Origin of the sequence: Acholeplasma oculi (assembly GCF_900166985.1) — a bacterium.
Classification (GTDB): domain Bacteria; phylum Bacillota_I; class Bacilli_A; order Acholeplasmatales; family Acholeplasmataceae; genus Acholeplasma; species Acholeplasma oculi.
Genome location: NZ_FUZK01000001.1, coordinates 246,488 through 259,546 on the forward strand (window position 1 = coordinate 246,488; position 13,059 = coordinate 259,546).

Genomic DNA, 13,059 nt, shown 5'->3' on the forward strand with positions numbered 1-13,059 from the left:
CATAAAAACAAGCATAAAAAAGAAAAAAAGTATTTTCATTTAAGAAAATACCTTTTTAATTTTAAAACCTATATTTTATGACTCAAGTGGTGGTAATGGATCAAATGAAAATCCGATAGCATCAGAAACTTTTAATGAGAAACAAAGACCTTTTGCTTCACTTGCAATACCGTAATGATCGGTGATTGCTGTCATTAATATCTCTCTTTGATCTTCCTTACAAACAATTAATAATACATCTTTTTCAGGATGAATTGTAATACCGAAAAATTTAGATTTTTCTTGTGAGATAGATGATCTTCCGTGAAGTATTGTTCCGCCTCTAGCACCTGCTCTTCTAGCTTCTTTCATAGCCTCATATGCAAATCCGTGATTACATATATAAACGATTAACGATTTTTGAGTAGATTCAGTCATTATAAATCCTCCTTTTGGATCAACTCATTTAAATGAGTCAATGATTTCGATGAAATACCATTTAAGTTTACTGAGAATGCGACACCTAAACCTTTTTTGGTGAAGTTAAGTTGTTCCTCTAGTGTATCAAAGATTACTTTAACATCTTCAGGTGGTGCAAGTGCAATAATCACATCTTTATCTGTTTCAGAAAGTGATAATGCTTCTAATACTTCTGTTGGTGCTGTACCTCTACCCATTATGGTAACTTGAGGTAATAAGTTAATCATGTGACAAACTTTAATAAACTCTTGAGATTTGCCTTTGTTGGAAATAATTACAACAAGTTTCATGATGGATCCTCACTTTCAAGTTGTACAATACCTTCATGGTCAATTGTACGTTCTTTTTTAGATTCTTTTCTTTTATATAATAACCCTAATATTTGAATTGTCAAGAGTGGAGTCATTGCAACAAATGCTACCATACCATATGCATCAAGCAAGATATTTGCTCCACTTGGGTCAATTCCTACAGCAGCACCATATGTAAATGGCATTAAAAGAGCTGATGTCAGAGCTCCTGATACGGCTCCTCCTGAGTCAAAGGCTATCGCATAAAATATCTTAGGCGTTATAAATGTTAATCCAATAATTAAAATATAAGCAGGTAATATAATCCACCAAATACTTATACCTGTTAAGACTCTAAGATTTGCTAAACCAATTGAAATAGAAACACCAATAGATAATGAAATTAACATCATACGTTTGGTTACTGCTCCAGCGGATACATCTTCAACAAGCTTATTTAAGACCATAACAGATGGTTCTGCAGCAATCGATATGAATCCAAATAACATACCAATTGGAACGATGACCCAAGGCACAGCAGATGTTGCAAAGAATTCACCTAGTGCATAACCTAGGTTAACTAACCCAGCATTTGCTCCTGTTAAAAATAACACAAGACCTAAATATACATATCCAAAAGCAATCAATACTTTAATGACTTTAGACATAGAGAATTTAAATACAAATATTTGGAATACTGCAAAGAATAAGACAAAAGGCATTATTGCTATGAGCATTTGATAAGTATTTTGTACAAAATATTCAAAATATGTCGTAGATAAATCCATGGTAGGAGCATTCGGTGTTGTATAAATCAATCCTAATAAAAGTACACTAATAATTGGTCCTATACTTGCAATTCCAATTAATCCGAATGTATCCATATCCGCATTTTTATCACCACGAGATTTACTCAAACCCATCCCAATAGCCATAATAAATGGTACTGCCATTGGTCCAGTCGTCACACCACCTGAATCAAAGGATACTGGAATAAACGCAGGATTTGATATACTTACGATACCAGCTACAATAAATACAATTGCATACCCAATCATCACAAGTGTTCGTAATGAAAATTGGAATACAATACGCAAAATAGCTAATAATATGAATATCCCAGTGCCGATTGCAACTGTAAAAATTAAGATTAACGGATTTACGACTGCTTTAAACTGATCACTTAAAACCCATAAAGCAGGTTCTGCTACAGTAATCAAGAAACCCAGAAGAAAAATAACAATAATTAGTAATAATAGCTTTTTCTTTTTAACAAGAAAAGTTCCAATCTCTAGTGCGATTGTCATCATGGATGATTCTGCACCCATTGAAAATATTGCAAGTCCTAAAATTAATAGAATTGCTCCAATTCCAAAGTCTGTAATAAGTGTAAGTGGCATACCAATCCAAACACTAATTACAGTAACAATCACTGTCATGGGTAATACAGCAATTGCCGATTCTTTTATTTTATCAAATAATAAATTGAACATAGTCCTCCTCTTTCATAAAAGTTTTATATTGAACATGAATCATTTTTAAGATGTTGTTCCTCTGTTATATTGTTATAAATTTGTTCTAAATATTGCTTAAAAACTTGTGTTGGCTGTGCACCTTTTATGGCATATTGATCATTCACAATGATAAAAGGTACACTTTCTATCCCATATGCCTCTGCTAATGAAATATCTTCTTGTAATAATTCTTGGGCAACTTGATGTTGAATGATTTCTTCTATTTTATTACGATTTAAATCAAAAGGTTTTAAAATAGTCGCTAAATCATCTAAATCTGATAAATTATAACCCTCTTCAAAGTACGCTTTAAAAAATAGATTCGATATTTCTTTTTGCATACGAGGTTCCTTGATTGATTTGATAATCAAGTGAGCATATGTTGTTGCAGTCATTTTCATGACATCATAGTTAAAATTGAGATTATCTTTTTTTGCTTGTTCTTTAGTTTGTAAAAATATATCTTTAACTTGATTTAGAGGAATACCTTTGAGTTTAGAAAAATATGTATATGAATCCATGTTTTGAACAAGAGGTGCATTTGGATTCAAAATAAATGAACGATAACTCAACTCAATTTGAATATCATCTTTTAAGATTTGGATAGCTTCTTCAAGTCGTTTCTTACCTAAATAACAAAAAGGACATGAAAAATCTGTATATATCTCAACTTTCATACTATTCACCACTTTTACCGTAGTTTTTTAGCACTCTAGCGGAAGGATCTTTAACATCTTTTAAACCTTCCCATTCTGAATTTGGCATCCAAAAACCATTGATCAAATGCGCATGTTTTGGATAATATTTTTCAAATATTTCTCTATATAATAGTGATTCTTTTGAGATTGGTTGATGTTCTTGATATTTAAGTTTTCGATTCATAAATTCTTCATCAGAATAATGATTTTCAGCAAACTCTTTTAAATCATCTACCATAGAATGTCCAACAGCATCTGAAAATGCCGCTTTATCTCTATATAAAATACTCGCTGGCAATAAATTATCTTTTTCGAATGCTTTTCTTAATAAATATTTACCCATTTGATATATATTTATCTTATATTTAGGGTTTATAGCTAACACATATTTAACAAATGCCTTGTCTGCAAAAGGGACTCTTGCTTCTAATGAATGACATGAAATCGTTCGGTCTGCTCTTAAAACATCATACATATACAATTCTTCTATTCTTTTAACAGATTCTTTTTGGAATGCTTCAGGGTTAGGTGCATAATCGGTATATTTATATCCAAATAACTCATCACTTACTTCACCTGTCAAAAGTACTTTAATATTGGTATTTAAATGAATATACTTAGCCACTAAATACATACCAATACTTGCACGAATTGTAGTAATATCAAACGTTTCTAACACACGTATAACTTCTTCTAATGAAGATAAAACATCATCTTTTGTCATAATGACTTCATGGTGATTAGAACCGATGTAATCAGCAACTATTTTTGCATACTTTAAATCGATAGCATCTTTGTCCATACCAATAGCAAATGTTTCTATAGGTTTATTTTGCATTTTTTGAGCTATTGCACAAACTAAACTTGAATCTAATCCTCCACTCAATAAATATCCTATAGGTTGATCACTTTGCAATCTTTTTTGAACGCCGTCAATCAATTTATCATGTATGTTAGTAAGTATTTCTGGTAGGTCATCCTCACTATATGTTGATGGATAAATATCCATATATGAAGTGAATACTCCATTCATATAATAATGTCCTGGAGGAAAAGGATAAACTTTCTCAGTAATTTCTATTAAGGATTTCACTTCACTTGCAAACGCTATGTCTCCATGTTCTGTATAACCATAAAATAAAGGTCTAATACCAATTGGATCTCTAGCAGCAATAATTTGGTCTTTTTCTCCATCATAAATAATTGTTACAAACTCTGCATCTAACATAGAGAACATTTCAACACCAAATTTTTCATATAATGGTAATAAAACTTCACAATCAGACTCAGAAGTCAATTCAAGTGGATTCATATGTTCTAATAATTTTTTATAATTATAAATTTCACCATTTGTAACTAAAATATTTTTTCCTCTTACAAAGGGTTGCATACCTGTTTCGCTGATTCCCATAATAGAGAGTCTATGAAACATGAATAAATGTTTACTTGTTGCTAATTTTTTAGATTGATCAGGACCTCTTTTATAAATTTGGTTAAAAGAATCATCCAGTTTATTTTGATTGATTGTCTTTGGTACTACAAATATGCCACACATTGAAATTCTCCTTTTAAGCAAATTTTATAAAATTAGCCACTTAATTTTTAAGTGGCTAATTGATTTATGATTATTTACCTTCGAGTGCTATTAAACTCAAGATTAATAATACTAATGGTTGATAAACTGTATTCCAGATAATTGCAACAACTGCTTGAGCTTGTTCCCATAAATCAGTTGATGAATTCCATGCATCTAAGTATTGTTGGAATGACCCTAAGAACAATGATGCAAATACGACACCTGAAACAATTAGACCTACTAAACCCACTAATCTTCTCATACATAATCCTCTCTTTCAAATCTATTTTACTACAAATCAGGAATTCTATTGTATTTATGAATTAACTTAGTTTAATAATATTATCGATGGTCGCTTCAATAAACTGGATAGCATCTCTTAATGGTTTTTCTGTTGAAAGATCAACATCAACCATTAAAGCTAAATCTAAAGGTTTCTTGGTTCCTCCAGCTTTTAAAACATCAATCCAACGCTTAGGATCAAGTGTACCTTCAAAGATACGCTTAGATACAACTGTACCTAATGTTAAACCTGCTGAGTACGTATAAGGATATAGTCCCATGAAGTAATGAGGTTGTCTCATCCAAGTTAAACCTGCCCACTCTGGAATTTCTACTGTATCTCCCCAAAACTTTCTTAATACACTCAGTTTAGTTTGATTTAACACATTTGCTGAAATTGGTTCACCTTTATCAATCTTTTCATAGATTTCTCTTTGGAATGCAGCTTCTAATAAATGTGTAACAAAGTTATGATAATAAGTTCTTGAAATCATCACAGACTGAATCCATCTTTTTGTTCTTTCATCAGTTGCTTTTTGAATGAGGTGTTTACTCATAATAAGTTCATTCGTTGTGGAAGGTGCTTCAATAAAATATAATGAAGGTCGAGTGTTAAATATATTTTGGAATTTATTTGCATATTGGAAATGACCTGCATGACCAATTTCATGAGCAAGTACCATAACTTCATCCATTTGACCATTCCAGTTAATTAAAATAAATGAGTTTGCTCCATAAGGTGATGAACAGAATCCACCTGTTGATTTACCAACATTTTGAGGGAAATCAATCCACCTTTCATCAAAAGAACGACGTACAAGTTCTAAATATTCATCACCTAAAATGGATAATCCATCCATCAACATATCCTTAGCATCCTCAATTCTTACTTTAGGTTCAAAGGATGGATCTACGGCAATTTTTAAATCACTATAGGTCATTTTTTCAAGTCCGTGTACTTTTTGGAGAAGTTTTGCATACTTTCTCATAACTGGTGCAAGTTCATTCATGATTAGATCAATTTGACGGTCCATAAAACTTCTTGGAACCTTTTGACTTTCTAATAGATAATCAAAAACAGAATTAAAACCACGTAAGTCAGCCATTGCTTTTTCTTTTTGTAGTTGAGCATAATATTGACTCGCAAAACCATGTTGATACTCACCTAGTTTTTGATAGAACGTCTCATATGCCTTACGTCTAACCTGATGATTAATCTCATATTCATATTCATTTTCAAATAATGTAAACGAATTCGGATAATTTACGCCATCAATAGTAAAATCATTGAACTTCATATCGACAAGTTTAAATCGATTATAACTTTGATATGGTGCATTTAAGACTGGACTTAAAGCGGTTAAAACTTTTTCAGCTTCTTTTGTCAGTAAGTGTTTTTTATATTCAATGAAGTCTAGTAAATATTTTTCATTATCGCTTGAGTTTTTAGATGCTTCAAGCAATGTTTCTTCATCTAAATCTTTTAATTCACTTTCAAAGAAGTCTAATTTCTTGTAAAGTTTTTGTAATCTTAGCATAGTTTTACCTACACGCATTTGGTTTTCTTCACTCGTAGAATCTGCAGAGGATTGAAGTTGAGCATATGCACTGACTTTAACCATGATTTCTTGAATACTTCTAAGTGCGTCTAAACCCATATTAATAGATAAAGAATCCTTAACTTTTCCTTCAAAATTAGCATTGAAGGTTTCTACTTTATTTTCTAAGTTTTGTAATGCTTGTTCAAATAATTGATCGTTTGCATAAATAGAATGAACATTCCAAGTATGTTTAACTTCTACTTCATTTCTTTTTGGTAATTGTTTTTTCATTGGCTTATTTCTCTTTCTTAGGTTTATAGATTACGTAGAACATGAATACAGTGAAAAAATAAATTGGTAACATAATGATGTATATCCAGTAATTAGTTGGGTCATCCATCAATAATGTTATGGATAGTGCAAGTGACCAGATAAAGATTGTCAGATACACATAAATATATTTAATATGTCTCCAAACGATAAAGAAACACAATAGGATTAAACTAGATGCCGGAATAGAATAAACAAATAATTTCCACGCATCATATTCGACTCTTAATACTGACAACAGTCCAAAGCTAAATCCACTAATTAACCAAACAATGGATGCGTAGAAATAAGCTAAGATGTACCGATATCTGAAGAGTGAAAAATGTTTTCTTCTCTTACTTATCATTTGATCGACTGTTATCCCAAAAAATAAAGAGAGTTCCTTGATCACAAATATATCAGGTACACCTTCACCACGTTCCCATTTGGAAATCGATTTATCAGAATAATTTAATTTTGTTGCTAATTCCATTTGAGTTAAGGACATCTTTTTTCTATAGTATGCGATGTTCTCAGCTAAATGATTTACAAGCTCTTTTTTATTATTTTCCATGTGTTTATTCTATCACAAATACGACTCTACTCATAGTAGATTAATCAAAAATAACTCTATTTTTACATATTTATGAGTAGGTTGTATAAAATAGGTGCAAATTATATAATAAAAATAACACAAACAAGGAGAAATAACCCATGATAAAATTAATTATAGATTCAACATGTGATTTAGATTCAAATTTAATCTCTAAATTTAAAATTGATGTAGTTCCTTTACAAGTTATTGTTAATGGACATTCTTATAAGGATAAATTCGAAATGAGTGTAGAAACTTTATATGACCATATTAGAAACTCTGATGATGTTAAAACATCACTACCAGCTTATGATGATATAGCCCCTATATTTGAAAAATACGCTAAAGAAAACCAACCATTTATCTTCATTTCTTTTGCTAAAGCATTATCCGGTACCAATAACTTTGCTAATATATTGGTTAAGGAATTACAAGAAAAATACAGTACTCAAATGGCTGTAGTTGATTCAAAAAATGGTGGTTTGGCTACTGCTATGATGGTAGAGGATATTTTAGACTTCATGCAAACACATGATAACTTTGATGAAATCGTAAACTTCTCAAATGAACTTGCTGCACAAATGCATCATGTGATTATGTTAGATGACTTGACTCAACTTAGAAAAGGCGGTAGAATATCTGCCATTAAATCTGTAATAAGTTCTGTATTATCTATAAAACCTGTATTAAAACTTGATCAAGGATATATAAAACATCATAAAAATGGTATCGGTAAAAAACGTGCATTGATTGAACTTGTTAACTATGTTGAAGCAAATTCTAAAGATAAGAATACAGTTATTGGTGTTAACTACTCAGCAAATGAAGAATTATTAAATGATGTACTTAATTTGTTAGCTCAAAGAGGATTTAATCATATTAGAAAAGGTAGAATAGCAAGTGTCATGACTGCACATATTGGATTAGATGCTGTCAGTTTATGTTTTTTAGGTAAATAAATTAACTCAAAGAAATTGGTTAGGTAAATCAATTTCTTTTTTTATAGTCATTTTCGTTTAAAACATTTGACAATGTTTGAGATTAGTGTAAACTATTATCGTATATAAACGCTGTTTTATTTAGAATAGAGGGATGAATAAATGGAACAAACTCCGGATGAGATGGTTATACATGAACCTCTGAGAGATTACAAAAACATTTATAAAGATAAACACCATGAAAATGTTGTTGAATTTTTGAATACATTAATTGAAAAATCACAAGTTGATATTGCATCGAATCAAGCAACTGTCAAAAAAATACGAGAAAAAGAATCCTTAAGAGATCAAATTGTCAAAAAAATTAATGGACAAAATACACTTAAAATTTTTCTTGTATTACTTATAGTTTCTGGTTTTCTTGCTGCAATTTATGGAGGATATCAAATCTATTCATTAGGACCCGATTTACTCTCATTGATTCTTCTACCATTGGGAATCATCTTACCTATCATATTTATTATCCTTATTATTAAAACAATCAATCCTAAATTAAAAACATTAAAGATTGAAAAATATAATATGGATGAAAAAATTAAAGTTTTATATGATGAAGCATATGCTCAGATGCTTCCACTCAATAGTTTGTTTTATGAAGGTATGGCGAGTGAACTTTTCCAAAAAACAATACCACTCATTCAACTAGACAAAATGTTTGATTCTAAACGATTGGATTACATGGTTAATAAATTTGGATTAGATGATACTCCAGATTTAAACCGTTCTACTTTATATGTTAAATCAGGTGAAATAAAAGGAAATCCATTTTATATAGCAGAAGATTTAGTTCATCAAATGGGTCAAAAGAATTATTCCGGTTCGATTACGATTCACTGGACAACTACTTCTAGAGTTAATGGACGTACGGTAGTAAATCGTCATACGCAAGTACTAACAGCAACTGTTACGAAGCCATATCCAATGTATGCAGAACAAAGTTATTTAGTTTATGCTAATGATGCTGCCCCAGATTTGATTTTTTCTAGAGCAGATTCTGATGCAGAAAATCTAAATGAGAAACAAATTGATCGACATGTAAATAGACAAATCAAACAACTCGAGAAAAAATCACAAAAAGCTATTACAACAGGTTCGAATTATACAGTTATTGGTAATTCTGAGTTTGAAGTATTATGGGGTGCTACTAACAGAAATAATGAAGTACAATTTAGATTACTATTCACACCCTTAGCTCAAAAGCATTTACTAGAATTAATGAAGGAAAAAGAAATTGGATTTGGTGATGATTTTGACTTCATTAAACATAAAAAAATTAATATTATTCTTCCTGAACACTTAGCAGAAATTAAATTAAATGTAGAACCTAGTTATTTTCATAGTTACGATATAGAGCTCATTAAAGAAAAATTCATAAATTATAATAATTCTTATTTAAAACATGTATATTTTGCATTTGCTCCTGTACTTGCTATTCCACTTTACCAACAAACCGTTACTCAAGAATATATATATAAAGATTTATATTCAAGTTATGTCTCTTTCTTCGAGCATGAGAGTATCGTTAATCGAATGAATGAAAATGATTTTAAACATCCTGAATCCGTGACTAGAAATATTCTAAAAACACGTGTTATCCAAAGTAAGGATCAAAAAGATCAACTACATGTTGTATCCTTTGGTTATAAGAGAGTACCAAGAGTTGATTATGTAACGAAATTTGGTGGAGATGGAAAGATGCATACGATTCCTGTTCACTGGGACGAATATATCAGTGTAGATCGTGCTTCTAATGTTGAAATAAATATCATATCGGAAGATTCTAAAGAATCACCACAAGATAAAATCAGAAACATGATAGAAGGTTTAAAAAATAAAGAAATAGATCAAAAGGACCTATTTATATTAACTAATTTTATTGCCCGTGTTACAAATAATAAAATAAATGATAAAATAAAAGGAAACGGAGGAAAAAATAATGGGAAATGAATTAAATGAAATGAATGGCCCTGTGAATGAACAAGGCAGAGATATCAATGTTATTGACAAACAACTTCAAGTAAAAGTAGGTGTTGGATCATTAATATTCGAGATTGTTTTATGGGTATTAGGAATCATTCCTGGATTAATCTTCTTATTTATGAAGATTAATGCTAAAAAATACTTTAATCAACTGCAACAAAGAATTCAATACAATGCATCACAAATCGATAATTACTTAGAACAACGTGTTCAAATACTACAAAATGTTGTTGGTATTGTTGAAAAATCTATTGATTTAGATAAAGATGTTATGAAATCAGTTGCTGCATTAAGAGGTGGTGTACATCCTGATGAAACCAACCGTAATGAAGTTCAAAGTCAAGTTGATAGTGCAATGCGTTCAATTAATATTGCATTTGAAGCTTACCCAGATTTAAAGGCTCATCGTTCATTAGCTGATGCGATGCAACAAAACTCTTACTTGCAAAAAGAGATTACTGCTGCGAGAGAGTTATACAATGATACAGTACTTAGATGGAATCAAGATATATTTGCTTGGCCAACTAAGATGATCGTTGCAGCACGTTCAGGTTATACAACTCGTATACCATTTACTGCTTCTAAAGAAGTTAAAGAACAAGCTAGATCTAAATTCTTCTAATAACAAAAAAGGGACATTCTGATATGTCCCTTTTCTTTACCCTAATGCAACATCCAAAATCATCATTATAATAAATCCAATCATAAATCCAAATACTGCATAGTGTGTACCAGAATCAGCATTTTCTTGAGCTTCTGGTATTAATTCTTCCACAACTACATAAATCATTGCACCTGCTGCAAATGCGAGAGCGTATGGAAGGATTACTTGCATTGAATTAACAAGTATTGCACCAATTACAGCAGCTATTGGTTCAACAATTGCTGATGCTTGACCCAAGAAAAATGCTTTTTTTCTGCCCATCTTTTCATTAGATAGTGGGATAGAAACAGCAGCCCCTTCAGGGAAGTTTTGAATACCAATACCTATTGCAAGTGCTATTGCACTAATGGTTGCGACTTCAACAGAACCAGATAGGAATCCTATCGCTCCAAAAGCAACCCCAATTGCTAATCCTTCTGGAATATTATGCAATGTAATTGAAAATACTAATAATATCGTTCTTTTTAATTTTGTAGGAACACCTTCTTTAGTGTGTTGTTTACCAAAGTGTATATGTGGGATAAGTTTATCTGCCCCAAATAAGAATAATCCACCTAGACCAAATCCTATTGCAGCAACTAACCAAGCGATTCTACCTTGTTCTTCTGCAATTTCAATACCTGGCGCAAGTAGTGACCAAAAACTTGCTGCAACCATGACACCGGATGCTAAACCATACATCATACCTAAGATATTTTTATGTATATTTTTAAAGAAAAATACTAAACTAGCTCCTAACGCCGTTACAAACCACGTAAATAACCCTGCTATTAATGCTTGTACCCAAGTATCTAAATTCATAAACCATTCAAACATATTTTCACCTCTTAATTTAAGTTAAGACTTAATATTATTTTAATAATAAAATTAATATTAATACTTATCAACAAAATTAACTATGCTTTTGAATCAATGCCTTATTTTAACCATGTTATAATCTCTAAGAGAGGTGTATCATGACATACAACACAAATTGGTTAATCTTTCTTTGGGACGTCTTTATATGTTCGTTGAGTTCTTATGGAGGACCTGAGGCTCATTATGGTGTCTTTTCATCTGTTTTAGTGAATAAGAAAAAATATATTACAGAGGAATCACTCGTTGAAATGATTGGCTTATATAGTCTGGTTCCAGGCCCTGGCAGTACTCAAACAATAACCGCTATAGGTTATCATGTAGGTGGACCTATCTTAGCTTTTTTAACATTTCTAGTATGGGCATTACCAGCAATCATCATCATGAGTGTATTTGGTATATTAGTTTCTTTCAGTTCAAATTCAGAATTTATCGAAAATATCTTAAGATACTTACCGGCTATCGCAATTTCTTTTATATTTTATGCAGCAATCTCCTTAACAAAAAAAGTTATTAAATTGAAGTTTCATTTCTTTATTTATTTAATCATGTTCGTTATTTCTTATTTTTTAGTACCTATTAGTTTATGGTTTGTTCCTATATTACTTGTTGTTTCTGGATTGATTACTTATCTAAAATATAAGGAAGAAACCCCTACAATAGAAAAAGTCAATATAAAAACTCCGTGGTGGATTTTAATATGTATTGTATTGATCGCTATTATTTCAGAGATTATGAATCCTATAATCAATCATTCTGCGCTTAATATATTTACTTCTTTTTACCGATATGGATATTCTGTAATCGGTGGTGGACAAATTGTAATTCCTTTAATGATTACGGACCTCGTTGAATCACAATCCCTTATTACATTAAATGATTTTTTATCAGGATATGCAATCGATCAAGCCATCCCTGGTCCCCTTTTTAGCTTCGCAGCATTTGTAGGTTCTAGATCGTTTGTAGGCTCTTCATTTGCATTCTTCTATGGAATACTAAGTGCTTTCAGTATTTTCTTACCTGGAATATTGCTCGTGTACTTGATATATCCTATTTGGAAAAAATTTAGACATATCGAATTTTTTAAAAAGTTTTTAATCGGTGTATCCATAACTGCAGCCGCACTCATTTTATCAACAGGAATTAGACAAACCATACAACTTGATATGATATGGCAAAATATCTTGATTCTTTTAATTGGACTTCTCTTATTACATTCTAAACGTATTCCAGGATATGTGGTAGTTATTGTTGCAATGATTCTTGGATTCATCATATAAAAAGTCCTATCAAATTGA

13 protein-coding genes are annotated in these 13,059 nt (G+C 31.0%); 4 read left to right on the plus strand and 9 right to left on the minus strand.

From position 1 onward, the window contains the following. Window positions 1-75: 75 nt before the first annotated feature. The 8 genes from B5X49_RS01115 to B5X49_RS01150 all read right to left on the minus strand — a co-directional run bounded on the left by B5X49_RS01115 (window position 76) and on the right by B5X49_RS01150 (window position 7,243). Window positions 76-417 carry a hypothetical protein gene (locus tag B5X49_RS01115; RefSeq protein WP_045749362.1) on the minus strand — a complete coding sequence of 114 codons (342 nt, stop codon included), beginning with the start codon at window positions 415-417 and terminating at the stop codon, window positions 76-78. Beyond that, window positions 417-749, minus strand: a complete 333-nt coding sequence (locus tag B5X49_RS01120) for a hypothetical protein (RefSeq protein ID WP_045749363.1) — start codon at window positions 747-749, stop codon at window positions 417-419. The genes B5X49_RS01115 and B5X49_RS01120 overlap by 1 nt, the downstream gene beginning before the upstream one ends. Continuing rightward, window positions 746-2,242 (minus strand): DUF1538 domain-containing protein, encoded by a 1,497-nt coding sequence (locus tag B5X49_RS01125; protein WP_045749364.1) that lies wholly within the window; start codon window positions 2,240-2,242, stop codon window positions 746-748. The genes B5X49_RS01120 and B5X49_RS01125 overlap by 4 nt, the downstream gene beginning before the upstream one ends. A gap of 23 nt (window positions 2,243-2,265) precedes the next feature. Beyond that, a complete protein-coding gene (locus B5X49_RS01130) occupies window positions 2,266-2,940 on the minus strand; it encodes a DsbA family oxidoreductase (RefSeq protein ID WP_045749365.1) in 675 nt (224 codons plus the stop codon). A 1-nt stretch (window position 2,941) separates the two neighbouring features. Beyond that, window positions 2,942-4,516, minus strand: coding sequence for an asparagine synthase B (gene asnB, locus B5X49_RS01135; RefSeq protein WP_045749366.1), 1,575 nt, complete (start codon window positions 4,514-4,516; stop codon window positions 2,942-2,944). Window positions 4,517-4,586: 70 nt separating this feature from the next. Beyond that, window positions 4,587-4,799 (minus strand): hypothetical protein, encoded by a 213-nt coding sequence (locus B5X49_RS01140; RefSeq protein WP_045749367.1) that lies wholly within the window; start codon window positions 4,797-4,799, stop codon window positions 4,587-4,589. Between the two features lie 61 nt (window positions 4,800-4,860). After that, window positions 4,861-6,651: an oligoendopeptidase F gene (pepF, locus tag B5X49_RS01145; RefSeq protein ID WP_045749368.1), complete on the minus strand. Its 1,791-nt coding sequence runs from the start codon at window positions 6,649-6,651 to the stop codon at window positions 4,861-4,863. Between the two features lie 4 nt (window positions 6,652-6,655). Continuing rightward, the gene (locus B5X49_RS01150; protein ID WP_052670027.1) at window positions 6,656-7,243 is read right to left on the minus strand and encodes a helix-turn-helix domain-containing protein; all 588 of its coding nucleotides are present in this window, start codon (window positions 7,241-7,243) and stop codon (window positions 6,656-6,658) included. A 140-nt stretch (window positions 7,244-7,383) separates the two neighbouring features. On the opposite strand from B5X49_RS01150, the gene B5X49_RS01155 reads away from it, so the two are divergent. The 3 genes from B5X49_RS01155 to B5X49_RS01165 all read left to right on the plus strand — a co-directional run bounded on the left by B5X49_RS01155 (window position 7,384) and on the right by B5X49_RS01165 (window position 10,864). After that, entirely contained in the window at window positions 7,384-8,223 is an 840-nt protein-coding gene (locus tag B5X49_RS01155) for a DegV family protein (RefSeq protein ID WP_045749369.1), read from the plus strand. A gap of 141 nt (window positions 8,224-8,364) precedes the next feature. Beyond that, entirely contained in the window at window positions 8,365-10,209 is a 1,845-nt protein-coding gene (locus B5X49_RS01160) for an MAG1210 family protein (protein WP_045749370.1), read from the plus strand. Beyond that, on the plus strand, window positions 10,199-10,864 hold the full coding sequence (locus tag B5X49_RS01165) for a LemA family protein (protein WP_045749371.1): 666 nt from the start codon (window positions 10,199-10,201) through the stop codon (window positions 10,862-10,864). The genes B5X49_RS01160 and B5X49_RS01165 overlap by 11 nt, the downstream gene beginning before the upstream one ends. A gap of 36 nt (window positions 10,865-10,900) precedes the next feature. Here B5X49_RS01165 and B5X49_RS01170 read toward each other — a convergent pair whose 3' ends face one another. Beyond that, complete coding sequence (locus tag B5X49_RS01170; protein ID WP_045749372.1) at window positions 10,901-11,722, minus strand: ZIP family metal transporter; 822 nt, start codon at window positions 11,720-11,722, stop codon at window positions 10,901-10,903. A 140-nt stretch (window positions 11,723-11,862) separates the two neighbouring features. On the opposite strand from B5X49_RS01170, the gene chrA reads away from it, so the two are divergent. Beyond that, entirely contained in the window at window positions 11,863-13,041 is a 1,179-nt protein-coding gene (gene chrA / locus B5X49_RS01175; protein ID WP_045749373.1) for a chromate efflux transporter, read from the plus strand. Window positions 13,042-13,059 lie beyond the last annotated feature (18 nt).

Bases quoted from the DNA above. Each gene is read 5' to 3' on its own strand.
- asnB (WP_045749366.1), bottom strand. From the start codon at position 4,516: ATGTGTGGCATATTTGTAGTACCAAAGACAATCAATCAAAATAAACTG.
- B5X49_RS01125 (WP_045749364.1), bottom strand. From the start codon at position 2,242: ATGTTCAATTTATTATTTGATAAAATAAAAGAATCGGCAATTGCTGTA.
- B5X49_RS01170 (WP_045749372.1), bottom strand. From the start codon at position 11,722: ATGTTTGAATGGTTTATGAATTTAGATACTTGGGTACAAGCATTAATA.
- B5X49_RS01140 (WP_045749367.1), bottom strand. From the start codon at position 4,799: ATGAGAAGATTAGTGGGTTTAGTAGGTCTAATTGTTTCAGGTGTCGTA.
- B5X49_RS01165 (WP_045749371.1), top strand. From the start codon at position 10,199: ATGGGAAATGAATTAAATGAAATGAATGGCCCTGTGAATGAACAAGGC.
- chrA (WP_045749373.1), top strand. From the start codon at position 11,863: ATGACATACAACACAAATTGGTTAATCTTTCTTTGGGACGTCTTTATA.
- B5X49_RS01160 (WP_045749370.1), top strand. From the start codon at position 8,365: ATGGAACAAACTCCGGATGAGATGGTTATACATGAACCTCTGAGAGAT.
- B5X49_RS01120 (WP_045749363.1), bottom strand. From the start codon at position 749: ATGAAACTTGTTGTAATTATTTCCAACAAAGGCAAATCTCAAGAGTTT.
- B5X49_RS01130 (WP_045749365.1), bottom strand. From the start codon at position 2,940: ATGAAAGTTGAGATATATACAGATTTTTCATGTCCTTTTTGTTATTTA.
- B5X49_RS01155 (WP_045749369.1), top strand. From the start codon at position 7,384: ATGATAAAATTAATTATAGATTCAACATGTGATTTAGATTCAAATTTA.
- pepF (WP_045749368.1), bottom strand. From the start codon at position 6,651: ATGAAAAAACAATTACCAAAAAGAAATGAAGTAGAAGTTAAACATACT.
- B5X49_RS01115 (WP_045749362.1), bottom strand. From the start codon at position 417: ATGACTGAATCTACTCAAAAATCGTTAATCGTTTATATATGTAATCAC.
- B5X49_RS01150 (WP_052670027.1), bottom strand. From the start codon at position 7,243: ATGGAAAATAATAAAAAAGAGCTTGTAAATCATTTAGCTGAGAACATC.